General features: G+C 39.7%; 27 protein-coding genes and 1 other annotated feature. Of the genes, 7 read left to right on the top strand and 20 right to left on the bottom strand.

Annotation, left to right across the window (positions count from 1 at the left end):
• Window positions 1-11 precede the first annotated feature (11 nt).
• Window positions 12-653, bottom strand: coding sequence for a thiol:disulfide interchange protein DsbA (gene dsbA, locus P375_RS03170; RefSeq protein WP_039134259.1), 642 nt, complete (start codon window positions 651-653; stop codon window positions 12-14).
• 13 nt (window positions 654-666) lie between these two features.
• Window positions 667-933 (bottom strand): YihD family protein, encoded by a 267-nt coding sequence (locus P375_RS03165; RefSeq protein ID WP_039134255.1) that lies wholly within the window; start codon window positions 931-933, stop codon window positions 667-669.
• A gap of 74 nt (window positions 934-1,007) precedes the next feature.
• On the opposite strand from P375_RS03165, the gene mobA reads away from it, so the two are divergent.
• From mobA to P375_RS03150, 3 genes are read left to right on the top strand one after another with little or no spacing between them, the layout of a single operon-like run.
• Window positions 1,008-1,598, top strand: coding sequence for a molybdenum cofactor guanylyltransferase MobA (gene mobA, locus P375_RS03160; protein ID WP_021460759.1), 591 nt, complete (start codon window positions 1,008-1,010; stop codon window positions 1,596-1,598).
• Entirely contained in the window at window positions 1,595-1,867 is a 273-nt protein-coding gene (locus P375_RS03155; RefSeq protein WP_013746546.1) for an ACT domain-containing protein, read from the top strand. Before mobA ends, P375_RS03155 begins: the two co-directional genes overlap by 4 nt.
• Window positions 1,868-1,877: 10 nt before the next feature.
• Window positions 1,878-3,239: a PFL family protein gene (locus P375_RS03150; RefSeq protein ID WP_039134247.1), complete on the top strand. Its 1,362-nt coding sequence runs from the start codon at window positions 1,878-1,880 to the stop codon at window positions 3,237-3,239.
• Window positions 3,240-3,332: 93 nt separating this feature from the next.
• On the opposite strand, the gene P375_RS03145 is transcribed toward P375_RS03150, so the two are convergent.
• From P375_RS03145 to P375_RS03120, 6 genes are all read right to left on the bottom strand, one after another.
• Window positions 3,333-4,865, bottom strand: coding sequence for a pyridoxal phosphate-dependent decarboxylase family protein (locus P375_RS03145; RefSeq protein WP_039134244.1), 1,533 nt, complete (start codon window positions 4,863-4,865; stop codon window positions 3,333-3,335).
• A 15-nt stretch (window positions 4,866-4,880) separates the two neighbouring features.
• Window positions 4,881-6,248 (bottom strand): diaminobutyrate--2-oxoglutarate transaminase, encoded by a 1,368-nt coding sequence (locus P375_RS03140; RefSeq protein WP_039134242.1) that lies wholly within the window; start codon window positions 6,246-6,248, stop codon window positions 4,881-4,883.
• Window positions 6,249-6,723: 475 nt separating this feature from the next.
• On the bottom strand, window positions 6,724-7,443 hold the full coding sequence (gene deoD / locus P375_RS03135; RefSeq protein ID WP_039134239.1) for a purine-nucleoside phosphorylase: 720 nt from the start codon (window positions 7,441-7,443) through the stop codon (window positions 6,724-6,726).
• Window positions 7,444-7,463: 20 nt separating this feature from the next.
• Window positions 7,464-8,693: a phosphopentomutase gene (gene deoB, locus P375_RS03130; RefSeq protein ID WP_039134235.1), complete on the bottom strand. Its 1,230-nt coding sequence runs from the start codon at window positions 8,691-8,693 to the stop codon at window positions 7,464-7,466.
• Window positions 8,694-8,722: 29 nt separating this feature from the next.
• The gene (gene deoC, locus P375_RS03125) at window positions 8,723-9,502 is read right to left on the bottom strand and encodes a deoxyribose-phosphate aldolase (RefSeq protein WP_039134233.1); all 780 of its coding nucleotides are present in this window, start codon (window positions 9,500-9,502) and stop codon (window positions 8,723-8,725) included.
• 104 nt (window positions 9,503-9,606) lie between these two features.
• On the bottom strand, window positions 9,607-10,878 hold the full coding sequence (locus P375_RS03120) for a NupC/NupG family nucleoside CNT transporter (RefSeq protein ID WP_039134230.1): 1,272 nt from the start codon (window positions 10,876-10,878) through the stop codon (window positions 9,607-9,609).
• Window positions 10,879-11,189: 311 nt separating this feature from the next.
• Between P375_RS03120 and mtr the strand changes: the two genes are divergently transcribed.
• From mtr to hisD, 4 genes are all read left to right on the top strand, one after another.
• The gene (mtr, locus tag P375_RS03115) at window positions 11,190-12,443 is read left to right on the top strand and encodes a tryptophan permease (RefSeq protein ID WP_039134227.1); all 1,254 of its coding nucleotides are present in this window, start codon (window positions 11,190-11,192) and stop codon (window positions 12,441-12,443) included.
• Window positions 12,444-12,445: 2 nt separating this feature from the next.
• Window positions 12,446-13,198: a class I SAM-dependent methyltransferase gene (locus tag P375_RS03110; RefSeq protein WP_432430738.1), complete on the top strand. Its 753-nt coding sequence runs from the start codon at window positions 12,446-12,448 to the stop codon at window positions 13,196-13,198.
• Between the two features lie 127 nt (window positions 13,199-13,325).
• Window positions 13,326-13,445: a sequence feature (His leader region), on the top strand.
• A gap of 30 nt (window positions 13,446-13,475) precedes the next feature.
• Window positions 13,476-14,375 (top strand): ATP phosphoribosyltransferase, encoded by a 900-nt coding sequence (hisG, locus tag P375_RS03105; protein WP_039134222.1) that lies wholly within the window; start codon window positions 13,476-13,478, stop codon window positions 14,373-14,375.
• A 9-nt stretch (window positions 14,376-14,384) separates the two neighbouring features.
• Window positions 14,385-15,671 (top strand): histidinol dehydrogenase, encoded by a 1,287-nt coding sequence (gene hisD, locus P375_RS03100; protein ID WP_039134219.1) that lies wholly within the window; start codon window positions 14,385-14,387, stop codon window positions 15,669-15,671.
• 74 nt (window positions 15,672-15,745) lie between these two features.
• Here hisD and P375_RS03095 read toward each other — a convergent pair whose 3' ends face one another.
• From P375_RS03095 to ccmA, 12 genes are all read right to left on the bottom strand, one after another.
• Window positions 15,746-17,350, bottom strand: coding sequence for an ABC transporter substrate-binding protein (locus P375_RS03095; RefSeq protein ID WP_039134216.1), 1,605 nt, complete (start codon window positions 17,348-17,350; stop codon window positions 15,746-15,748).
• A gap of 129 nt (window positions 17,351-17,479) precedes the next feature.
• Window positions 17,480-18,883, bottom strand: a complete 1,404-nt coding sequence (locus P375_RS03090) for a DHA2 family efflux MFS transporter permease subunit (RefSeq protein ID WP_039134213.1) — start codon at window positions 18,881-18,883, stop codon at window positions 17,480-17,482.
• A 3-nt stretch (window positions 18,884-18,886) separates the two neighbouring features.
• On the bottom strand, window positions 18,887-19,399 hold the full coding sequence (gene mobB, locus P375_RS03085; RefSeq protein WP_039134210.1) for a molybdopterin-guanine dinucleotide biosynthesis protein MobB: 513 nt from the start codon (window positions 19,397-19,399) through the stop codon (window positions 18,887-18,889).
• Window positions 19,400-19,418: 19 nt separating this feature from the next.
• A complete protein-coding gene (gene ccmI, locus P375_RS03080) occupies window positions 19,419-20,318 on the bottom strand; it encodes a c-type cytochrome biogenesis protein CcmI (protein ID WP_039134207.1) in 900 nt (299 codons plus the stop codon).
• Window positions 20,319-20,792, bottom strand: a complete 474-nt coding sequence (locus P375_RS03075) for a cytochrome c-type biogenesis protein (protein WP_245176413.1) — start codon at window positions 20,790-20,792, stop codon at window positions 20,319-20,321.
• Window positions 20,793-20,797: 5 nt separating this feature from the next.
• Entirely contained in the window at window positions 20,798-21,364 is a 567-nt protein-coding gene (locus tag P375_RS03070) for a DsbE family thiol:disulfide interchange protein (RefSeq protein WP_039134201.1), read from the bottom strand.
• A complete protein-coding gene (locus P375_RS03065; RefSeq protein ID WP_039134198.1) occupies window positions 21,357-23,315 on the bottom strand; it encodes a heme lyase CcmF/NrfE family subunit in 1,959 nt (652 codons plus the stop codon). Before P375_RS03065 ends, P375_RS03070 begins: the two co-directional genes overlap by 8 nt.
• Window positions 23,312-23,851 carry a cytochrome c maturation protein CcmE gene (ccmE, locus tag P375_RS03060; RefSeq protein WP_039134195.1) on the bottom strand — a complete coding sequence of 180 codons (540 nt, stop codon included), beginning with the start codon at window positions 23,849-23,851 and terminating at the stop codon, window positions 23,312-23,314. The genes P375_RS03065 and ccmE overlap by 4 nt, the downstream gene beginning before the upstream one ends.
• Window positions 23,848-24,060: a heme exporter protein CcmD gene (gene ccmD, locus P375_RS03055; protein WP_039081710.1), complete on the bottom strand. Its 213-nt coding sequence runs from the start codon at window positions 24,058-24,060 to the stop codon at window positions 23,848-23,850. Before ccmD ends, ccmE begins: the two co-directional genes overlap by 4 nt.
• A gap of 12 nt (window positions 24,061-24,072) precedes the next feature.
• Window positions 24,073-24,810 carry a heme ABC transporter permease gene (locus P375_RS03050; protein ID WP_013746524.1) on the bottom strand — a complete coding sequence of 246 codons (738 nt, stop codon included), beginning with the start codon at window positions 24,808-24,810 and terminating at the stop codon, window positions 24,073-24,075.
• Window positions 24,811-24,839: 29 nt separating this feature from the next.
• Window positions 24,840-25,502: a heme exporter protein CcmB gene (gene ccmB, locus P375_RS03045; protein WP_039134192.1), complete on the bottom strand. Its 663-nt coding sequence runs from the start codon at window positions 25,500-25,502 to the stop codon at window positions 24,840-24,842.
• 2 nt (window positions 25,503-25,504) lie between these two features.
• Window positions 25,505-26,152, bottom strand: coding sequence for a cytochrome c biogenesis heme-transporting ATPase CcmA (gene ccmA / locus P375_RS03040; protein WP_039134189.1), 648 nt, complete (start codon window positions 26,150-26,152; stop codon window positions 25,505-25,507).

Here is a 26,152-nt window from a genome sequence, read left to right as displayed (position 1 = left end):
CCGTAAGTCAATTATTTTTTCAAAAGATATTGGGTTAAATCGACATAACGTTGAATAAACTCTTCAATCGTCTGCACTTTTGAGAAACCGCTGTCATTGCCGGTTTCGATATGGTAATTCCCATTGATATAGAAATCCGGCACGCCACGAACTTTAAATTTTTCTGCTGCCATTTCTTGTGCGGATACTAATGCATTAACAGCAAAACTATTGATTGCGCCATCGAACTCTTTCGCATCAATACCGTTATCAATAAAGATTTGACGAATATCGTCCATTGAAGATAGGCTGTTTTTCTGAGCTGCTTCAAATAAAGGCGCACGCACTTTATCTTCAGTACCAATCGCCATTGCTAACGCCCAAGCTCGAGTTAGATTTTCTGATTGAGCACCTAAGAAATTAACGTGATATTGTTTAAATTCAACATTTTTCGGCAAAGATTGTTTAATTTTTTCCGGAATATGGAATTTCATTTCATAGTCATAACAATGTGGACAATAAAAGGAGAAAAACTCAATCACACCACCATCAGGATGCGGTTTAAAGCCAAGCGAAGTGTAATCCTTTCCTTCAGTAAAATTTTCCGCCGCCACTGCCGGTGACACATTGACCGCAAAAAACAAGGTTACGATTGCCAATAACAATTTTTTCATCGTTGTTAAACTCCTATTTAATAATTCCTCGCGCTTTTAGTAGCGCAGTTTTAAAATCTTCTTCATAATCTTTTTTTATTCCCGGAATCGGTTCATTTTTATCTTTATCCACCATTTTCAGATGATAAATAATCACCTCATCACTTAACTCACTTAATTCGCCATCAAAACCGGCTTCTTTAGCAATTTTTTGCAAAATTTGCATTAAATTCAAATCCGGATCTTTTGACCAATAAGGTTGCAATAGTTCTAAAACTTCATTTAAACGATGACATTTCATCGGATTTTCCTCACAGTTTTTAGTTGGTGTGCGATAATACCACTTAATTTTTTAATTGCCAAAAAGAGATTACAATGCAGGAACAGATTAGTGCAGTTATTTTGTGTGGTGGGCAAGCTCGGCGAATGAACGGTGTTGATAAAGGCTTACAGCGATTACAAGGAAAACCATTATATCAATGGGTTTATCAAGCAATTGCAACGCAAGTCGATGAAGTAATCATCAGTGCAAATCGTTCATTATCACAATATGCCGAAAGCGGCTTGCCGGTGATTTCAGATCACATTGAGGGCTTTCTTGGTCCGTTAAGCGGAATGTTTAGCGGATTACAGACGGCAAAACACGATTGGGTGCTATTTGTGCCTTGTGATACGCCTTTTTTACCTGTAAATTTAGTAACTCGTTTGTTGGATAAACGCCGCACCAACACAGAGGTTGTTTATGTTACTGATGGTGAGCGTGAGCATCCGACCTGTTGCCTGTTAAAACGAACTTTAAGTGCCGATTTGAACAATTATTTACAACAGGGAAATCGGCGTGTATTACAGTTTTTTCAACAACATCATTATGAAACTGCTGATTTTTCAGCACAAAAATCCTGTTTTGCAAACATAAACTCACTCGAACAATTAGCTTTTTATCACCAAAGAGGGAATTTGAAATGAATCAATCTGTATTAACCGTCATCGGTAAAGACCGAATCGGTATCGTCTATGATGTCGCAAAATTACTTGCCGAACAACAGATCAACATTGTGAATATCAGCCAACAATTAATGGATGGTTATTTCACAATGATTTTATTGGTGGATACCACTGAATGTAAAAAAGATTATCAAACCTTAGCCGCTTATTGCAGTGAAGAGGGGCAAAAATTAGGATTAGATTTACGCCTACAAAACACTGAAATTTTTAACGCAATGTACCGCATTTAAAGGTGGCTATATGAGCAACAGTATTCAATCTTATGAAATTCTAGAAACATTGCGAATGGTATCGGATCAAAATTTTGATGTCCGCACTATTACTATCGGTATCGATTTACACGATTGTATCAGTGATAACATTGATGTGTTAAATCAAAATATTTATAACAAAATTGTGCGTATTGGCGGTGATCTGGTGCAAACTGCTCGAGAACTCTCAGCTAAATACGGCATTCCTATCGTAAACCAACGCATTTCCGTCACACCTATTGCACAGATTGCTGCAGCTACTAAAGCAAATTCTTATGTTTCGATTGCTCAAACCTTAGATCGTGCCGCTAAAGCTATCGGCGTATCTTTTATCGGTGGCTTTTCCGCATTGGTGCATAAAGGGATGAGTCCTTCTGATGAAGTATTAATCCGCTCTATTCCTCAAGCAATGAAAACCACTGATATTGTTTGTAGTTCAGTCAACATCGGTTCAACCAAAGCTGGCATTAATATGGATGCAGTTAAATTGGTTGGCGAAATGGTTAAACAGACCTCTGAAATCACGCCAGAAGGTTTCGGTTGTGCCAAAGTAGTGATTTTCTGTAATGCGGTGGAAGATAATCCTTTTATGGCTGGTGCTTTCCACGGTGCCGGTGAGGGTGATGCGGTGATTAATGTAGGAGTATCAGGTCCCGGTGTGGTAAAAGCTGCTCTAGAAAATAGCCAAGCGGTAACCTTAACTGAAGTAGCAGAAGTGGTGAAAAAAACAGCTTTCAAAATTACTCGAGTAGGGGAGCTGATTGGGCAAGAAGCAAGTAAACGTTTAGGCATTCCGTTTGGCATTTTAGATCTATCACTGGCTCCAACTCCTGCTATCGGAGATAGCGTTGCTCGTATCTTAGAGCAAATGGGGCTAAGTGTTTGCGGAACACACGGTACAACTGCTGCGTTAGCGTTACTTAATGATGCAGTGAAAAAAGGTGGAATGATGGCGAGCAGTTCTGTCGGTGGTTTAAGCGGTGCTTTTATCCCTGTTTCCGAAGATGAAGGAATGATTGCTGCTGCTAAACAAGGCGCTTTAACATTGGATAAATTAGAAGCAATGACGGCTGTTTGCTCTGTCGGTTTGGATATGATCGCTGTTCCCGGCTCCACTTCCGCCAGTACCATTTCCGGCATTATTGCTGATGAAGCAGCAATCGGGATGATTAACAGTAAAACCACCGCTGTGCGTATTATTCCTGTTCCGGGCAAAGATGTCGGTGAAATGGTTGAGTTTGGCGGTCTACTCGGTTATGCACCGATTATGCCGGTTAAAGAGGGATCTTGCGAAATTTTCGTTAATCGCGGCGGACGCATTCCGGCACCGGTTCAATCATTGAAAAACTGATGAAAAAAAGAAAAGCAGACAAAAGGCTTGCTACTCTTGTCTGCTTACAACACTCTTGGTGCTTAGCAAAACACGCTGCACCATTTTTCTGTTTTACGCTATCGGCGGCACATAATTGCCGGCAACAATAGCATCCTTAATTCTAGCCGCTTCAGATAAAACCTGATCTAATAAAGATTTCACATCATCCAAAGTCGCAATCGGACTTAATGTCGTCATTTTTAAGGCTTGTTGTTCACCCACTTTTGTTACACCAATATTGGCTTCACCGCGAGCAAACAGCTCATCCGCCACATTCTGATTTAACAGATCAACATATTCTGCCGGATAACCTTGCGGATTCACACGGAATAGAATAGAGGCAAATTGCGGCTCAACTAACATTTCCAGATCATCGGTAGCATTAATATAATCACGAATTTCTCGCGCCAAATACACTCCGTGATCGATCATCGATGCATAAAGATCTTCACCTAATGCTTCCATTGTGAACCACAATTTTAAGGCATCAAAACGGCGTGTTGTCTGCAACGATTTCACCACCAAATTCGGTACGCCATACTCCTCATCATATTCTGAATTGAGGTAATCTGCTTTGTAATCAATGAAACGGAAGTTACGTTCATCTTTTAATAAAAATGCGCCGCAAGAAATGGTTTGGAAAAAATGCTTATGGAAATCCAACGTAACGGAATCGGCTTTCTCCACACCATTTAACCAATGACGAAAATCTTTTGATAACAATAATGCACCGCCCCACGCCGCATCAATATGCAACCACGCACCATATTGATCGCTGATAGCACGAATCGCTTCAATATCATCAATCGCACCGGCATCGGTTGTACCGGCAGTTGCCACCACACAAGCAACCAGTTTGCCTTGCGCTTGAAGTTCGGCTAGCGTTTTTTCCAATGCCGCAATATCCATTTGTGCATTTTCATTGGTCGGTACAGTCACCACTGACTGAAATCCCATTCCCATCATTGCCATATTTTTTTGCACCGAGAAATGCGCATTTTCCGAACAAACCACTTTCACTTTTTGCAGAGCATCCGGCGGCAGACCGTTTTGCTGCACTAACCACTCCGAGCCATCTTCATTTTGCCAATGTTTAGCAATGCAGGCATCTCGTGCCAACAATACGCCCATCAAATTGGATTGCGTTCCGCCGGAAGTAAATACCCCTGCAGTGCCTTCGCCATAACCGACTTTTTGCCGCAGCCAATTAATTAACTGCTCTTCCATAATTGAACCGGCAGGGCTTTGATCCCAAGAGTCCATTGATTGATTGGTCGCATTAATCAACACTTCAGCAATTTGGCTGGACACCATTGTCGGACAGTGTAAATGTGCCAAAGAGTGCGGATGATGCACTTTTAAACTTGGATTGAGGAAAATGGTTACCAATCGTTGTAAGGTATTTTCTAAACCGGCCCCCTCTTTTGTCGGCGCAAATTCAATCGTTGAACGTAACCGGCGGATACTGCCACCGGTATACATTTTGTCATTCTGCAACCATTGACAAACAGCCTTGACCGCTTTATTCATTGCACGCTGATAATCTTGAATAGATTGCTCATCACGACAAAATAAGGCCTGTTTATGTTGAGATAACATTGGCATTGTTTTTACCCTCAATTAACCACGAACCGCTGCTAACGCTTCCACCAATGATTTTGTAAAGCGTTTAATCATCTCTTCGCACTCTTGCTGGCTGATGATAATCGGGCAAAGCACACGTACAACATTACCATTTCGACCACCTCGCTCTAATAATAAACCATTATTAAAACAAGCTTTTTGGATAGCCACTGCTAAATCAGCATCACCTGGGAATGCGCCGGTGTGATCGGCTTTCTGACGTTCATCAACAATTTCAATTCCCATCATTAAACCACGTCCACGCACATCACCGATACAAGGATACTGTTTTGCTAATGCTTGCAATGCTGTTTTTAAATAGTCTCCGCGCTCTTGTGCATTTTGTGCTAAATTTTGTTCACGCATAATTTTTAAAGAAGCATACCCAGTTGCCATCGCTAATTGATTTCCTCGGAAAGTACCAGTATGACCTGCCGGCTTCCAAGCATCAAACTCTTTACGAATAGCTAATACTGCTAATGGCAAACTACCACCAACGGCTTTCGACATCACCACAATATCAGGTTCAATATTAGCGTGTTCAAAAGCAAACATTTTTCCTGAACGACAAAATCCAGCTTGCACCTCATCAACAATCATCAAAATACCGTGTTTTTGTGTCACTTCACGTACTTTTTGTAGAAATTCAATTGGTGCTGGCACTACACCACCTTCTCCTTGGATCGCTTCTAAAATAACAGCCGCTGGTTTAACAACCCCACTTTCAACATCTTCAATAAAGTTTTCAAAATAATGGGTAACAGCTTTTGCTCCTGCCTCTCCACCAATACCAAATGGGCAACGATATGAATGCGGATAAGGCATAAATTGCACACCAGCCATAAGATTTTGTACCGCATTTTTAGCACCTAAATTACCGGTTAACGATAATGCGCCGTGAGTCATTCCGTGGAAGCCACCTGAAAATGCGATCACATTACCGCGTCCGGTATAGGTTTTGGCTAATTTAATCGCCGCTTCGTTTGCATCCGCACCTGATGGACCACAGAACTGTAAACAGTATTTATCTTTCGGAAAGAAAGAGAGTAATTCTTCGGTAAAAGCATCTTTCAACGGCGTAGTTAAATCTAAAGTATGTAATGGCAAACCACTTTCAATGGTATCTAAAATGGCTTGTTTAATTGCTGGATGATTATGACCAAGTGCCAATGTACCAGCACCAGCTAAGAAATCTAAATATTCATTCCCTTCCACATCAGTTACCCAACAACCAGATGCTTTCGCAATCGCTAAAGGTAATTTTCTTGGGTAACTACGCACATTGGATTCCATTTTATTTTGGCGATCCAAATAATAGGCATTAGTGGCGTTATCGATTGATTTTACAGGAGTGATAATTGTCATAATAAAACTAAACCTTCTAATAGAGGTGAAAAAAATAAGTCGGGTGCCTTGCGGGAAGCCTAAGCTTTCTGTTCCTGAAAAAACAGATGCCATGGGGCATTTTGACTCGCTACTTATTAAAAAAAGCGTTTCAGCTTTTTTATCTTTCTCGGGATCAATCTAATGACAATTGATGGAGAAGATGATTCAATTCATAAAACAACACTAAACACATTGTTCAATGAATTGTTCTGATTGAGAATGATTACACCATCTCAAACTAAATACTTTCGCCATAAACGGCATATTTTCATCCATTGAGGAGATTTTGCTGAATCAATAATTACATTATGCTAATTATTGATTTACAATGAGGGCGGTATAGTACCGATTTTTATTAAAAAAGGAAGTGTTTTTTATACAAATAATCCAATTTTTTCTTTGCTTTCTACAAAAATTAGGGTGCTAACAAGCACCCTAGTTAAATCATTAAAATTTATTGTTGATCACCGATTAGAACCGATTCCAATGCAATTTCGATCATATCATTGAAGGTTAATTGACGCTCTTCAGCGCTGGTCTGTTCTCCGGTACGGATATGATCGGAAACGGTGCAAATCGCCAATGCTTTTGCGCCATATTCCGCCGCCACCGCATAAATACCGGCAGCTTCCATTTCCACGCCAAGAATACCGTATTTTTCCATAACATCGAACATTTCAACATCCGGTGTATAGAATAAATCAGCTGAAAAAAGGTTGCCTACACGCACTTTTGCTTCTTTCTGTTTTGCCGCCTGAACAGCTGCTTGTGCCATATCAAAATCAGCAATTGCAGCAAAATCATTATCTTTAAAGCGAATACGATTCACTTTAGAATCAGTACAAGCTCCCAATCCAATAATCACATCACGTACTTTTACATCTTGACGAACTGCACCGCACGAACCAACACGAATAATTTTTTTCACACCATATTCAGTAATCAATTCTTTTGCGTAAATAGAGCAGGAAGGAATTCCCATTCCGTGTCCCATCACAGAAATTTTACGACCTTTGTAAGTGCCGGTATAACCAAGCATATTACGTACATTGGTCACTTCAACCGCATTTTCTAAAAAGGTTTCCGCAATATATTTCGCACGAAGCGGATCACCCGGCATTAATACAACATCTGCAAACGCACCATCAACTGCATTAATATGTGGAGTTGCCATATCTAATTTCCTCTTATTATTTATTTTTCAAAATCAATCATTGCTGTACCATAATCCATTGCACTCAAACTAAAATAATTCGCAATGGTCTGCCCAATATCGGCAAAAGTTTCACGTTTACCGAAAGATTGTTTTGGCACATTTGCACCGTATAAAAGCACCGGAATATGTTCACGTGTATGATCGGTTCCACTCCAAGTTGGATCACAACCGTGATCAGCAGTAATGATTAATAGATCATCCCCAGTAACCAATTTGAGCAATTCAGGCAAACGTTTATCGAAATATTCCAATGCTGATGCATATCCTGCCACATTACGGCGATGCCCAAAATCAGAGTCAAAATTCACAAAGTTAGTAAATACAATTGTTTTATCTCCGGCTGCCCGCACCTCTTCTAATGTGCGGTCAAATAACTCTTCCAAGCCGGTTGCCTTAATTTTACGAGTAATGCCTGTATGAGCATAAATATCAGCAATTTTACCAATTGACACCACTTCGCCCTGTTTTTCATCAACTAATTTTTGTAATACCGTTGCTGAAGGCGGTTCAATAGAGTAATCGTGACGATTTCCGGTACGTTGGAAATTACCTGCTTTATCGCCAATAAACGGACGCGCAATAACACGACCGATATTGTACCCCTCCAACTCTTCACGCACTAAATGGCAAAGTTCATATAATTTTTCCAAACCGAAAGTCTCTTCGTGGCAAGCAATTTGAAATACAGAGTCAGCAGACGTATAAAAAATTGGTTTACCAGTACGCATATGTTCTTCACCCAATTGATCCAAAATAACAGTACCGGATGAATGGCAATTACCTAAATAGCCTGGAATGCCTGATTTTTCCACAATACGATCCAATAACTCCTGTGGAAATGAATTTTCGTGTTTTGGGAAATAACCCCAATCAAATAAAACTGGCACACCGGCAATTTCCCAGTGACCAGATGGCGTATCTTTACCTGATGAAATTTCTTTCGCATAAGCATAACCGCCAATAATCTCCGCATTTTCATCCAAACCAGCTGGAAATACGCCACACGACTCTTTCGCTGCCAATCCTAGCCCTAATTTAGTCAAATTAGGCACTTTCAATACGCCTTCACGCCCTTCATTAGCCAATCCATCAGCACAACGTTGTGCAATATGACCCAAAGTATTAGAACCGGCATCACCAAATTTATCAGCATCTTCCGCCGCCCCAATACCGAAAGAATCCAACATCATAATAAATACACGTTTCATAATATCCCTCTTTCATTTGATTATGATGATTAATAACCGACACTCGCCGCTATTTTCTTCTCACCTAAAGTTGATAATAAATCATTTAATAAACCTGAAGCACCAAAACGGAAATGACGAGGTATAAGCCACTGTTCACCGAACAAATCCGCTGCAAGTTGTAAATATTGCTGAGCCTCTTCAGCAGTGCGAACACCTCCTGCTGCTTTAAAACCGACACGATCTTGAACACCTAAATCACGAATAGTTTCCAACATAACTTTTGCCGCATCCAAAGTTGCATTAACCGTCACTTTTCCAGTTGAAGTCTTGATAAAATCAGCACCAGCACGAATGGCAATTTCAGAAGCTTTACGAATCAACTCCGCCGTTTTTAATTCTCCGCTTTCGATAATCACTTTGAGTACTTTATTCCCACATACCTGTTTACAGGCTCTTACCAATTCTGCTCCAATTTTCTCATCGCCTGCCATTAAAGCACGATATGGAAATACTACATCCACTTCATCAGCTCCAGCTTTAATTGCCATTTCAGTCTCGGCTTTCGCCAATTCAATATCTGCTGCGCCTTGTGGAAAGTTAGTTACAGTTGCCACTTTCACTTGCGGATAACCTAGTTGTTGTAATCTTGTTTTTGCAGTTTGAATAAATGGTGGATAAATACAAACCGCTGCAGTCTGTCCGATACTATTTTGTTCTTTATCACAAAGTGAGATCACACTCTCATCAGTATCATCGGTATTTAATGTGGTTAAATCCATTAAGGATAGGGCTAATTCAGCCGCTTGAGTAAGAGTAAGTATTGTCATAATTATTCCTTTTTTATAAAAAGCAAACGTTTTCTATCCCCTGATAACAGAACACCACGACAAATTGTCGTGGTGTTTCACTATGAGCTATTCTAGCACAACTACTATCCCATTAATACAGGCCCAACCAAACCGATAAATAATCCTGCAATTGCCGCACTCATTAAATTAGAAAGCGAACCGGCAATAACCGCTTTAATACCAAGACGAGCAATATCCTTACGGCGATTCGGTGCCATTGTACCCAAGCCACCGATTAAAATCGCAATTGAGCTGAAGTTAGCGAAACCGCAAAGCGCAAAAGTAATGATCGCTTTCGTTTTTTCCGCCAAGACTATCGAAGAGTCAGGAGAAAGATATTTAACGAAATCAACGTAAGCAACGAATTCATTCAATACCAATTTTTCACCAATCATTGCACCGGCAATTTCAGCTTCATTCCAAGGTACGCCGATCACCCAAGCTAACGGACGGAACACCCAACCAAGAATAGTTTGTAGATTAAGCTCACCATAACCGAACCAACCGCCAACGCCACCGATAATACCGTTCAATAACGCAATTAATGCAATGAAAGCAAGTAACATCGCACCGACATTCATTGCTAATTGCATACCTGACGAAGCGCCCATTGCTGCCGCATCAAGCACATTGGATGGCTTTTCATCAACATCATTTGATTTCAAATCATCGTTCGTTTTTTCAGTTTGTGGGAATAGAATTTTTGCAAATAATAATCCACCCGGTGCTGCCATAAAGGATGCAGCGATCAAATATGGAAGCGGTACGCCCATTTGTGCATAACCGATCATTACTGAACCAGCTACAGAAGCTAATCCACCACACATAATTGCAAACAATTCAGATTGGGTCATTGTGGCTATATACGGACGCACGATTAATGGGGCTTCAGTTTGTCCTACAAAAATATTGGCAGCGGCTGACATAGACTCTGTTTTAGATGTACCAAGAATTTTTTGAAGGAAACCACCAATTAAACGGATAACCCATTGCATAATTCCTAAATAGTAAAGCACAGAAATTAAAGAAGCGAAGAAAACGATTGCCGGCAAGACCCGGAAAGCAAAAATAAAGCCGCCACCGCCAAACAATTCAAACATTTTATCGCTGACCAAACCACCGAAAAGGAAACTAATTCCTTCATTACCGTATGCAATAACTTTGTTCACAGCTTCTGCCGCACCGAGCAATGCTTGACGCCCTAACTCCGAGTAAAGCACCAATGCGCCGATACCGATTTGAATTAAGAATGCGCCACCGACCGTTCTAAGACTGATCGCTTTGCGATTATTTGATAATAGAAAGGCAATTGCCAATAACACAATAATGCCGATAATACTCATAAGTGAGTCCATAACTACCCCTAATTGGAAAATGGCTATTAATTGATAGAAGAAACCCTCAAGTTATCCCATAGCATCAAATATTCTCTACCTTAGGATAAACGCTGATAACTATACCTTTTTTCTGAAAAATTTGCTGAAAAAATTGTAAAAATGAGAACGGAATCGATTACTTAAAGCACATTTTTATCATTTAGCCTCATTTTTTATAACAAAAAAATTTTTCTTGTTCGCTTTATCTACTGAAAAATACATTCGTTTCACTATTTACTTTTTAAAATGTACTACTATAATAGTGCAAAATTTTTATCGGAGAACAGATTATGAACCAAAAAATTCCTTCCTTACTTGGTGGTGCAATGATTATCGCCGGAACGGCAATCGGTGCCGGAATGTTTGCTAACCCGACCGCGACCGCCGGCTTATGGTTTGTCGGCTCAATTCTTGCGTTAATCTATACTTGGTTCTGTATGACTACCTCCGGATTAATGATTCTAGAGGCTAATCTTCATTATCCTACCGGAGCAAGTTTCAGCACCATTGTTAAAGATTTGCTTGGTAATGGTATGAATATTATCAATAGTTTATCACTTGTATTTGTCCTATATATTTTAACTTACGCCTATATAACCTCAGGTGGTGGCATTACAGAAAATTTGCTTAATCAACTACTTACCACCGATAGCAATGCAGTTGAACTGGGAAGAAGCTATGGTTCACTTATCTTCTGCTTAATTCTTGCCGCATTTGTTTGGTTATCAACTAAAGCGGTAGACCGTTTTACCACTGTGTTAATTTTTGGTATGGTCGTTGCTTTTTTCCTTTCCACCACCGGCTTATTAACTTCAGTAAAAACTGAAGTTTTATTCAATACCATTGCCCAAGGTGAGCAAAGTTATCTACCTTATTTGCTTGCAGCATTGCCTGTCTGCTTAGTTTCTTTCGGTTTCCACGGCAATGTGCCAAGCTTAGTGAAATATTATGATCGCGATGGTAAACGAGTACAAAATGCGATCATTTTAGGTACATTAATCGCATTATTTATTTATGTATTATGGCAGCTGGCAATTCAAGGAAATTTGCCTCGTCAAGAATTTGCACCGGTTATCGAAAAAGATGGTGATATTGCAGCATTGCTTGGTGCTTTGAATAAATATATTCAAACAGAATATATGGCGGTTATTCTGAATTTCTTTGCCTATATGGCAATTGCCAGTTCATTCTTAGGTGTTACTTTAGGGCTTTTTGATTACATTGCTGATCTCTTTAAATTTGATGACAGCATTAGCGGTAGAACTAAAACAACGTTGATCACTTTCTTACCACCGCTATTACTTAGTTTGCAGTTCCCTTTCGGTTTCGTTATTGCCATTGGTTATGCCGGTTTGGCTGCAACAATTTGGGCTGCAATTGTTCCGGCATTATTGGCTCGCGCCTGCCGCAAAAAATTCCCTGAGCAAAGCTATACTGTATTCGGTGGCAATTTTATGATTTACTTCATCATCCTATTCGGTGTGTTAAATATCATTGCACAGTTAGCTGCTCGTTTCGGCTATTTACCTATATTTAAAGGTTAATAATGCAAACCAGCATCTATGATCAAGCGGATTTTTTCGAGTTATATCAAAAACTTCGGAAAAATCCGATTAGCTTAAATGAAGTTGTTGAAAAACCAACGATGTTTGCAATGGTTGGGGATGTGAGCAATAAAACTATCCTTGATCTCGGTTGCGGAACTGGTTCGCATTTATTGCACTATTTACAGCAAGGCGCTAAACAAGTAACCGGCATTGATTTATCAACAAAAATGCTAGAACAAGCGGCTATAAATCTTAAAAGTGCCGGATTTAATACTAATCAATTTAAATTGTTTGCTGGAGCGATGCAGGATCTATCTCAATATACCGATCTGCAATTTGACATCATTACTAGCTCTTTTGCTTTTCATTACATCGAAAATTTTCCTGATTTATTACGACAAATTTACGCAAAATTGCTACCGCACGGACAGCTCATTTTCTCTCAGGAACACCCAATTGTAACCTGCTATCAAGGTGGCGATCGATGGTTAAAAGATGAAAATAAACAGCAAATTGCTTATCGGCTCAACTTTTATCGTGATGAAGGAGAACGACAACGAAATTGGTTTAAACAACCATTTAAAACCTATCATCGTACTATATCAACCATCGTTAATGATCTGATCAATAACGGTTTTCAAATAGAACAATTGCAAGAACCTATGCTTACCGATCAAAAGCAATGGCATCAGGAGTTTAAAGATCTACAACATCGTCCAGTACTCTTATTTGTGAAAGCAATAAAACAATAAAGGTTACAAAGAGTTTAAAATTTATCCTTTTTTTAGAGAAAAAACTTGCATAATCAAAAAAAATCGCATAGTTTAAATAAAGTTTTTCAATTAGGATTAAGCAAATGTTATTTATTCGTTACTCTCATCATCACCATCACGTTACTGAATAATCTTTCAGGCGTTTGGTATTGCTTGGAAGATTCAACTTCCGAGAGTACAAATTTCAGCTACACCCTTCGGAAGTTATTTCGAAGGGTTTTTTAATATTTAACAAGTAAAAAAAGGAAGTTACACAATGTCAAATAAATCTCGTTTACGCATCGCCATGCAGAAATCAGGTCGTTTAAGTAAAGAATCACAAGAATTACTCAAACAATGCGGGGTAAAAATTAATTTAAATGAACAGCGTTTAATCGCTTACGCAGAGAATTTACCAATAGATATTTTGCGTGTTCGTGATGATGATATTCCCGGATTAGTTTTCGATGGAGTGGTAGATCTTGGTATTATCGGTGAGAATGTGCTGGAGGAAGAAGAACTTCGACGACTATCCAGCGGTGAAGAAGCCAATTATAAAATGTTGACTCGTCTTGATTTCGGTGGCTGCCGTTTATCATTAGCCGTGCCTCAAGATGCCGAATATAATGGACCAGAATCACTCAATAATATGCGTATCGCAACGTCTTATCCGCAATTATTAAAACGCTTTATGAATGAACGTGGCTTAAAATTCAAAAGCTGTTTATTAAACGGCTCGGTTGAGGTAGCGCCTCGTGCCGGATTAGCCGATGCCATTTGCGATTTAGTTTCTACCGGTGCGACTCTTGAAGCAAATGGATTACGTGAAGTCGATGTTATTTATCGTTCAAAATCCTGCTTAATTCAACAAACCGGAACTTTAGAACCGACAAAGCAACAATTAATTGATAAATTATTAACACGTATTCAAGGCGTAATGCAGGCAAGAGAATCTAAATACATTATGTTGCACGCGCCTAAGAGCAAATTAAAAGAAGTTGTCGCTTTATTACCGGGGGTTGAAGATCCAACTATTTTGCCACTGGCAAACGAAGATGATCGTGTAGCACTCCATATGGTAAGCCAAGAAAACCTATTTTGGGAAACAATGGAACAATTAAAAGCAATCGGTGCAAGTTCTATTCTAGTATTACCAATAGAAAAAATGATGAATTAAGGAATCGTTATGAAGACTCTTATTTGGAATAATTTAGATCAACAACAACGCCGCCAAGCAATGCAACGCCCAGCTATCGGTAGTTCAAAAACGATTCAAGCGGCAGTGGATGAAATCCGTGAATTAGTTCTTTCTCAAGGCGATGCGGCGCTGTTTCAACTCAATGAGCGTTTCGATAAGGTTAAATTGCCCCAGCTAAAAGTAACCAAACAACAGATTACTGAAGCTGAAGCTCGTATTGATCCACAATTAAAACAAGCTATTCAGACTGCACAACGTAATATTGCAACTTTTCATCAAGCACAAAAACCACAACCTGTTGATTTAGAAACTCAATCAGGCGTTCGTTGTCAAGTGTTAACTCGCCCAATCAACAAAGTTGGACTTTATATTCCGGGTGGTTCTGCGCCGCTGTTTTCAACAGTATTAATGCTAGCAACACCGGCTAAAATCGCTGGTTGTCAACAGATTATTCTCTGTTCCCCACCGCCTATTGTAGATGAAATTCTATATGCAGCTTCTTTATGTGGAGTAGAAACCATTTATCAGGTAGGCGGCGCTCAAGCGATAATGGCTATGGCATTCGGTACAGAATCTATCCCGAAAGTAGATAAAATTTTCGGACCGGGAAATGCTTTTGTTACTGAAGCAAAACGTCAAGTTAGCCAAGATCCTAACGGTGCTGCTATTGATATGCAAGCTGGGCCTTCAGAAGTATTGGTTATCGCTGATGAATTTGCTAATCCGGAATTTGTGGCGGCAGATCTGTTATCACAGGCAGAACACGGTACTGACTCTCAAGTTATTTTGGTTACCACCAGTGAAACATTGGCACAGCAGACAGAATTGGCAATTCAACGCCAGCTTGCACAGCTGCCACGTGCGGAAACGGCTGAAAAAGCGTTATCACACAGTCGTATTATTTTGGCACAGGATTTAGCGCAATGTGTTGAAATCAGTAATGATTATGCGCCTGAACACTTAATTGTTCAGGTGAAAGAGGCAAGAGCCTTATTGCCGCAGTTGGATAACGCCGGTTCAATTTTCTTAGGTGCCTATTCACCGGAAAGTATGGGTGATTATGCCTCCGGTACCAACCACGTTTTACCAACCTATGGTTATAGTAAAACTAGCTCCAGTCTTGGTTTAGCAGATTTTAGTAAACGAATGACCGTTCAGGAATTAACGCCGCAAGGCTTCTTAGATCTAGCGCAAACCGTTGAATTAATGGCAGAAGCTGAACAGTTACAAGCGCATAAAAATGCCGTTACCCTGAGATGCAACAGCTTAAAATAAGCAGGTAACAAAGCAAACAAAAAGCGGGTAAATCAAATTACCCACTTTTGCTTTTTCTTTTGCTTCTTTAAACTTTACTCAACAACATCAACACCATAAAACGCATTATAGCCAAAAGGACTCTGCGCATAATTACGAACACGTGGGCTTAACGGAGTATAACTGACCGAATGAGCCACTGGAATCCACGGCACTGCCTTATGGAAAATTTCCTGTGCCTGTTCGTATAACGGAGTACGCACATTTTTATCTGAAGTGACGATCGCTTTTGCCAGCAAAGCATCAAACTCTTTATTACACCAACGAGAATAGTTACTACCGTTATTGGCATTTTCACAACTTAACAACGGCGATAAAAAGTTATCCGGATCACCGTTATCACCTGACCAACCATAAATTCCGGCAGTAAACTCTCCAGCACGAGTGCGCTTAATATAATCACCCCATTCATAACTGACCAATTTTGCTTTTACACCAATCTTTGCCCAGTCATTCTGTAAAATTTCTGCGGTACGGCGAGGATTAGGGTTAGAAGCACGCACCACCGGCTGCACCCATAGTTCGGTTTCAAAACCATTAGGGAAACCTGCTTCCGCTAAAAGCTGTTTCGCTTTTTCTAAATCAAATGGGTAATCTTGAATACTGTTGTTATAGCTCCAAATTGTAGGTGGCAAAGGGCTTTTTGCAGGAATACCAGCACCTTGATACACGGATTCAATAATCGCTGATTTATCCGCAGCATAATTTAATGCCTGACGTACTTTTTCATTATCAAACGGCTTTTTCTCAGTATTAAACGCAATATAAGCAACATTTAATCCCGGTTGAGAAACTAATTGAACTTTAGGATCTTTCTTCATCCGTTCAAGATCTGCAGCATTCGGGAAATCAATCATATCGCACTGCCCTTTCTGCAATTTTGCATAACGTGCTGTGGCATCCGGCGTAATACTAAAAATTAAAGTATCAATCGGGGTTTTACCACGCCAATAATTTGGGTTAGCTTTATAACGCAGTGCCTGATCCAATTTTGCACCTGCAAAAACAAATGGACCTGTTCCAATCGGATCGGTATCTACTTTTTCCGGCGTACCTTTTTTCATCATTTGATCTGCATATTCCGATGAGTAGATAGAGAGGAAATCCATTCCTAATGTCGGTAAAAAGGTAGCATCTGGACGAGTTAGGGTAATTTCTACGGTATTATCATCCACTTTTTTAACCGATTTTAATAATTGCGGAAATTTCATCGCATTAAAGTAAGGATAGGTGCCTTTCGACACGTTGTGATAAGGATGATTAGGATCAAGCTGACGCATAAAAGAAAAAATCACATCATCAGCGTTGAAATCACGTGTTGGCTTGAAATTTTTACTACTGTGGAATTTTACACCTTTTCTAAGATGTAGAGTATAAGTCAAATTATCGGTAGAAATATCCCAACTTTCTGCTAATCCCGGTTCAATCTCAGTTGATCCTCGTTTAAAGTTAATTAAACGATCATAAACTTGCTGTGAACTGGCATTATAAGAAATGCCATCCATTACCAATGCCGGGCTAATTCCCTGCGGATAACGGCTGGTACAGTTAATAAAGGTTTTATCTGCATAAACAAAATTAGCTGCTCCTAATAAAGTCGCTGCCACTGCACTTAAAGCAAAAATTGATTTTAACTTCATCTGATTACTCCTAAGTAATGTTTTATTATGCGTCCAAGATCAAACTTACGCACTATAGCGATATAGCATAGTCAATCAGAACTTAAACTGAAATAACAAAAAGTTTCGTTTTATAACCAAATTGAATAACTATGATTCACCACGTTTATTTTGCATTACAGCCCCAACATCTGTTCGATAAAACAAGAATGTTACCAACGATAATATGCCAAAAATAGATAAGGTAAAGAAGGTATAACTAAAACTCGCAATCAACTCCGTACCTTGTGCTGTATGCTGATAGTATAAGTTTAATACCACAGAAGCAGCGGCAATTCCTAAACTGATACCAATCTGTTGTACCACACTTAATAGCGTTGTACCAGCACTAACTTGATCATCTTTTAATTCGCTGACCATCAAAGTATTGACACTGGAGAAAATCATTGAAATACAAGCACCATAAAACATTATGCTGATAATGGTCCACCATAATTGCTGATAAATACCGACCAAGCCCAAACATAGAATAGCCAAAGTTAATAAAATGCTGACACAAATTAAAGTCTTTTTATAGCCGAACTTCGCAATAATTTTAGTATTAATCGGCTTCATAATAATTGAACTGATTGCCAACGGCACCATCATCATTCCGGCTTTATCCGGCGGATAGCCCAAACCCAACTGCAACATTAACGGTAATAAAAAAGGTACGCCGGCGGAAGAAAGTCTGATCAAAATGTTGCCAATCATACTTAACGAAAAAGTGGTATTTCTAAAGACTGAAAGCGGAAATAGCACCCGTTTTTTACCTTTAGCATACAACACATAACTTCCAACCAGTAAAAAGCCAATGGCAACAAATGAAGAAGCCAAAGCCTTATTACGCATAGCTTCACCAATAAAATCCAAACCTAATGTAGCCAGAACAATTCCACCGGAAAACAGGGCAAAACCAATAATATCAAATCTACTTGCTGTTCCTATCAAATTAGGCATATAAAAACGTGCACACCAAATACCGATGACACCAACCGGAATATTAATTAAAAAAATCCAATGCCAAGACATATAAGTTACCAAAAAACCACCAAGTAACGGTCCCATAATCGGTCCGGTTAATCCTGCCATTGCCATTAAATTCCACGCCGATAACAACTGACTTTTCGGCACTGTTTTGATCAAAGTTAATCTGGCAACTGGCATCATCATTGCGCCACCAACACCTTGCACAATACGAGATAAAATTAAAACATTTAATGAAGAGGAGAAAGCACAGAATATCGAGCCGATAACAAACATCGCCACTGAATAGCGAAAAACTTTCAACGTACCATAGCGATCTGCAATCCAGCCACTAAGTGGCATAAACAATGCTACAGTTAATGCATAACTAATGATGGTTAACTGCATATTTAGCGGTGATTCATTTAAATCGCGTGCAATAGTCGGTAATGAAGTATTTAAGATAGTAACATCGAGCGTTTGCATAAAAAACGCAATCGATGAGATCCACGCCAAGCCTCGATACTCTTTACTTAGCTGAGAAGCCATAGACTACTTCCCTTGATTATGATTGAAATATTTAACAATAAAATCAGCGATTTGCTGTGGTTGATTAATATCTAACTGAGGTACATTTGTTGTGCTTAAGGATAAACGATAATCTAACGCCAATGCAATGGTGTAATCATCTACTTCAGGCAGTGGCTTTTCCAATTGTTGACGATGCAACAAAATTTTTGCAATAGGTTCCTGTTTAAACCCCTCTACCAAAATGAGATCGACCAACTGCGGATCAAATTGAGCTGCAAGATAATTCAGTGAAACCGGTGCGAGCGTTTCCGTCATCAATGCCCAGCGTTGATCACAAGTCATAATAACCTGTTTTGCCCCTGCCTGTTGCATTCGCCAACTATCTTTTCCCGGTTTATCCAACTGCACATTGTGGTGAGTATGCTTGATCACTGCCGTACGAATCCCACGTGCTGCTAATAATGGCAATAACTTTTCCAATAATGTCGTTTTTCCGGTACCACTATATCCTGTAATACCCAGCATCGGGATCATTATCACTACCCCCTCTTTTTTATTTTTGTGATGAATTTGGCTGTTGCCGTTGCATTTCTTGACGCGCATTTTCAATGCTACGCTCCAATAATTCACGTTTCGGATCATCTTTTGGCAACAGTTGCAACATCATATTCCAACTGACAATCGCCATTTTATAATCACCACGCTGAAAACTATCAAATGCCAACAAGCCTAATGCATCGGCATTACTATGATCTTGACGAATTACTTCCGATAATAACGCCCGTCCTTTGCTATTGTCATTTTGATCTTGAGAAAACATTAAAATTCTGGCGTAAGCCAATTTATAGGTAAGATCACTTGGCTGTAATTGATAGGCTTTGGCATAACTATCCATCGCTAATTGTGCTTTATCTGTTGCCATCGCCATCTGTCCCATTAACCACCAATATTCAGCATTTTCAGGATTACGCTGCAATTCCTGGCGCAACGCAACAATAAACTGCTCCAATTCAGCATTGGATAATGGTTGTTTTTGTTCATCTTTCAAACGCTCAAAAAAGTGCGGTAAGTTTTGATAAGATTGCTCCAACATCTGTTCAGCTCGCCAAGATCCAACTGCAAAATAACTTGCTGACGCCATTGTTAGCAACAACAAAAAAGCGGAAACAAACCATATTTTGCCGAAGTGCCGTACTGAAAGCGGTGTCGCGTTAGACTGTTCCGGAATATCGGATAATAACGACTGCTGTAATTCTGTTTTTAATTGTTGCTCGTTATCCAATAATCCCTGCTTTGCAGCCTCCTCAATTTCTCTCACACGATCGAAATAAAAGGCTTTATTAAATACTTCACGTTTTATTTCCGTTGCTTCTTTAGTTTTTCGTAACAACGGTAAAAAACAGATAACGGCAATTACCAATGTTAATGCTAAAACACTTAACCAAAAATTCATCTATGCTTTATCCTTTTTTAATAACTGCTGTAACCGCTGTTGTTGAGCATCATCTAAATCTTCTTCAATTGCATTATCTGCTAATGAATGACGTTTACGCCAAAAAATTATCACACCAACAACTAAAAGAAATAATGGCACCAACCATAAAACCAGTGTCGCAGCAGTAAGTGGCGGATCATAAGTAACAAAATTACCGTAACGAGCTACCATATAATCAATAATTTCTTGTTTGCTTTTCCCTTGTTGTAGCAGTTCAAACACTTTGCCACGCATATCTGTCGCCACTAAAGCATTAGAGTCAGCGATATTGTTATTCTGACATTGCGGACAGCGCAACTCCTGAGTTAATTGATGATAAGTTTGCTCCTGCTCAGTAGAACTGAAATGTAACGCCTCAATCGCAGCATTAGCAGCATTAGCAGCATTAGCAGCAACAACATATCCGAAAGATAACAACAGCACAAACAACATTTTTTTTATTTGGCTGAACATACCGCCTCCTCCGCATATTTCTCATAAAGCGGCTGTAATTTCTGCTGCCACACTTGCTGATTTATGTCTCCAGCGTGGCGGTAACGAATAATGCCTTGGCAATCAACAATAAACGTTTCCGGTGCACCATAAACACCGAGATCCAAACCAAAGCTTCCCTTTTGATCGTTAATCACCTCTTGATAAGGATTACCTAAATCATTCAGCCATTTTTTTGCTTTTTCAACATCATCTTTATAGTTGATGCCAATAATGGTAATTCCTTGTTTCGCTAATTGATTTAAATACTGATGTTCAGCAAAGCAGGTTGGACACCAAGTTGCCCATACATTTAACAATAGCGGTTTTTGCTGTAAAAATAGTTGATCGTTATAAGATTTGCTCTGATCAAATAGATTCATTAAGTGTGCTGTAACCGGTACTTTTTTACCAACCAATGCAGATTCCAAGGCTTTCGGATCTTCTCCCTGTGCATTACGAATCAACGCTACTGTTGCAACAATCACAAAGATTAAAAAAATAATTAACGGCAAATAGAGTTTTTTATTCATAAACTGCACCCTTAACCAATTTACTGAAACGATAACGGCGGTCACACATACATAAAACACTGCCGAATGCCATCAATAAACCACCAAACCAAATCCAACGGATAAATGGTTTATAATAGAGTCTTACCGCCCAAGCACCATTATCCAAACGTTCGCCCAACGCTGCATAAAGATCGCGTGTAATGCCAGCATCAATTGCCGCTTCGCTCATACTCATTCGACTTACTTGATAAAAACGTTTTTCTGCCTCCAATCGAGTAATTTTTTTGCCCTCTCTACTCACATCAATTTCTGCAGTAGCACCTAAATAATTAGGCCCATTACTCTCTTTAACCTGACTGAAAGTAAATTGATAACCTGCGACCTCGACACTATCTCCGACACTCATTCGCACATCTTTTTCAATGCTGAAATTCTGACTAAAAGCAATGCCGAACACGGTTACTGCGACACCAATATGGGCAAAAAACATTCCCCAATGTGAACGAGAAAGTTTACTGATACCTTGCAAAAATGAACTGCGATGTGTAGCACGTTGCTGTAATTCATAAGCACCTAACAATACGATAATTACCGTCATCATTGTACCTAAGACAACACTAACTGTTATTTTATCTGCTAATATTAACGGCAAAATAAAACCCAATAACGCCATTACAATTACACTGATCACAACCGGTTTTCTAATAACGGAAAATTGATCACGCCGCCATTTCACTAAAGGCCCAATGCCTAACAATAAAGAAAAAGGCACCATAATGATTAAAAACATCTGATCAAAAAACGGTGCACCAATTGAGATTGAACCTAAGCCCAACTGTTTATGTACCAATGGCAATAATGTACCTAACAACACTACCGCCAACGCCGTCATCAATAACACATTATTGAGTAACAGCATTGATTCTCGTGAATAGCGTTGATAATTATCCCGAGAGCGAATTTGGCTACCTTTATAAGCATATAACGCCAGCGAGCCGCCAATCACAATCACTAGATAAGCCAGAATATACAATCCTCGAGTTGGATCAGAAGCAAACGCGTGCACGGAAACTAAAATACCGGAACGCACTAAAAATGTGCCTAATAAACAGAGAGAAAAGACTAGAATTGCCAATAAAACCGTCCAAGCTTTAAAACTGCCACGTTTTTCTGTTACCGCAAGAGAGTGCAATAACGCTGTACTGGCAAGCCACGGCATAAAAGAAGCGTTTTCTACTGGGTCCCAAAACCACCAGCCACCCCAACCGAGTTCATAATAAGCCCACCAAGATCCCAACACAATTCCCAAAGTTAGGAAACACCAAGCCGCTAATGTCCAAGGTCTTGACCATCTTGCCCAAGCAGTATCCAAATTACCGCTCATTAGAGAAGCAATAGAAAATGCAAAAACCACTGAAAAACCAACATATCCCATATACAACAACGGTGGATGGAAAATCAGCCCGATATCCTGCAACATCGGATTCAACTCTTTACCATCAACCGGTAGCTCCGGAAATGTTCGTGTAAATGGATTAGACGCAAAAATGACAAAAATCAGAAAGCCGATACTGATCATTCCCATTACTGCTAATACTCTGGCAATAGAATCTTGAGGTAAGCGACGGCTAAAAACAGCAACTGCCAAACTCCAACAGCTTAACAACCAAATCCACAATAACAAAGATCCTTCGTGCGATCCCCAAACGGCGGATAAACGATAATAGATCGGTAACTGACTGTTTGAGTTATTTACCACATACTGCACACTAAAATCGTTAATCGCAAACAGATACATTAATGCAAAAAAGGCAAAGGAGAGGGTTAAAAATAACCCCACCGTCATCGGTCTTGCTAAGGAAATTAATAATGGATTATTTTGTTTAACACCCCATAACGGCACGATTGTCAGTAAAACAGCTATCGCCAATGACAACGCTAACGCATAATTCCCGAGTTCAGCAATCATTGTTTCTCCTCAGCTTGCGATTTTTGTTCTAACATCATTTTATCCCGTTCCGATTCTGAGCTAAGATCTTTCTCAGATACGCCCATTGGATTATGAACTTTTTTCATTTGTTCACCCAATTCAGGTGGAACATAATTCTCATCGTGTTTTGCCAATACTTCACTTGCCACTAATGTCGTTGCATCTTTTAACGTACCTTGTGCAACTATACCTTGTCCTTCACGGAAAAGATCTGGCAAAATCCCTTCATATTCCACATTAATTGCCGGTCCAATATCATTTAATTGAAATTTCACTTTTAAACTCTGCGGATCTCGTTCAACCGTTCCGGTTACTACCATTCCACCAACCCGAATACGTTGCCCAGGCTCAGGCTTCAAAACAGCATCATTATTTTTGCCATATATTACTTCGCTCGGTGTATAAAAAAGATCAATATTTTGACGTAACGCATACAGCATTAGCCCTGCCGCAATCGCAATACCGGCAAGTACAAATAACACTAAATACAGTCTTGATTTACGACGTGGGTTCATAATCCGTTCTCCGTTGAGGCTTGTTGTTTCATTCGTTGTTGACGTTGTTTATCTTTTGCAATTTCCTGCAAAATTTTTGCTTTATTTCTATGGCTAATAACCACTAATGCCAATACTGAAATCACTGAAATACCGTAAGAGAGCCACACATATAAACCGTGGTTTCCCATCTGCCAAAAAGCACTCCAACTGTCAAAAAATGGTGTCATTCTTTCTTCCTTCTACTTTTTTGCGACCAATGTTTGCACCCACGCACGTTTCCTATCCGCACTGAGCAATTCATTACGATAACGCACCACTGTTAAATAAACACTCAATAACATAAAACCTAAAATCGCTAACAATAACGGGATCAACATCTCTGTAGCAATAGATGGTTTTTCAAATTTTGTGATACTTGCCCCTTGATGTAAGGTATTCCACCATTGCACCGAAAAGTGAATAATCGGTAAATTCACCACACCGACAATCGATAAAATACCTGCCGCTTTAGCACCGATACTCTTATCTTGAAAGGCACTATATAACGCAATAACGCCAAAATAGAGAAATAATAAAATTAATTCAGAAGTCAATCGTGCATCCCAAACCCACCAGGTTCCCCAAGTCGGTTTTCCCCAAACTGCCCCTGTTACCAATGCCAAAAAAGTAAACACGGCACCAATCGGCGCCATTGCCACCATAGCAAGATTCGCCTGTTTAATTTGCCAAACCAATGCCACTAAAGCAGCGATTGCCATTGAAGCATAAATGCCCATTGACCAAATGGCTGCTGGCACGTGAATGTACATAATGCGGAAGCTATTGCCCTGCTGATAATCTGCCGGTGCAAATGCCAACCCCCAAATCATCGCGATCATAAGTACAAGCAGTGAAGCAATGCCTAAAAACGGGATCAAACGCTGACAAATACGATATTGCGTTTCCGGTTTTGCGTATGGATGTAACCATTTCCACATAATTTTTCTACCCTTCTATTTATTTATTGTTATTGCAAACTTACGCGTAATGCCGCCGCTACCGCAAAAGGACAACTGACCAAAGCCAACACCAACATTGCGCCCAAAATCGCCAATTGTCCACCGTACGCCAAATGTAATGAAGCGGCATCTAATACAGCTGCTGTAAAAATAAGCACCGGAATAAATAACGGCACAACTAATAAACTTAATAACACACCACCTTTTCTTAACCCCACAGTTAACGCTACTCCTACAGCTCCTAGACAGCTTAAAATGGGTGTGCCGATAAATAAGGTTTGTACCAATGCCCACCATACATCCACTTCAAGTGATAATAAAAGCGCAGCAATCGGCGATAACAGTATCAAAGGAAATCCAGTTAATAGCCAATGTGAGAAAATTTTGGCAAGTGCGGTCATTGCTAAAGGCATCGGCAATAAAATCAGCTGTTCCAAAGAACCATCCAAATAATCATCTTTAAATAAGCGTTCAAAAGAGAGTAATGCCGACAATAATGCTGCAACCCAAACAATACCTGGAGCAATACGGGATAACAATTGAGGTTCAGGCCCGACAACCAATGGGAATAGCGTAATTACAATTAAAAAAAACCACAGCGGATTTAAGATCTCACCTGGTTTTCGCATTGCGATTTGTAATTCTCGCTTAATTACTTCGTAAAAAATCATCTTTATTCGCTTTCAATAAATTTATATTTTTCCAACTGCACTTTTTGCACTAATCGACTCGGTACATCTTGATGACTGGTAATAATCACGATTCCACCTTGATTGATGTGAAACTCAAATAAATTTGTCAAAACCTGCACGCCACGTTTATCAATCGCATTAAACGGCTCATCTAAAATCCATAATGGAGCGGTTGATAACCATAATCTCGCCAATGCTACACGTTTTTGCTGCCCAGCCGACAATTGATTTGCCGGAATATCTTCATACCCTAGCAATCCCACAACTTGTAAGGTTTCCCACAATACCTCCACCTGTTGACGACTATTAGTTGTTTTTTGGAAAAAACGCAAATTTTCCCAAGCTGATAATTCTGGTTTAGTGCCAGAATGATGCCCTAAAAACAGTAAATTTTGATTAAATTCTTCCTGCTGTTGCAAAATCGGCTCATTATTCCACAAAACCTGCCCTTCTCTTGGTCGAGAAAGCCCACTTAATGCACGTAACAGCGTTGTTTTACCCACTCCGTTATGCCCTTCAATCTGTACAAAATCACCACTCTGGAAACAGAGATTAACATCGTTAAACAAAATGCGTTCACCTCGTTGGCAACTGAGATGATTAAGCTGTAACTGATTGATCGAGTTCAT

Source organism: Gallibacterium genomosp. 2 (genome assembly GCF_000771895.1).
GTDB lineage: Bacteria > Pseudomonadota > Gammaproteobacteria > Enterobacterales > Pasteurellaceae > Gallibacterium.
This window is presented reverse-complemented; position numbering and strand designations above follow the sequence as displayed.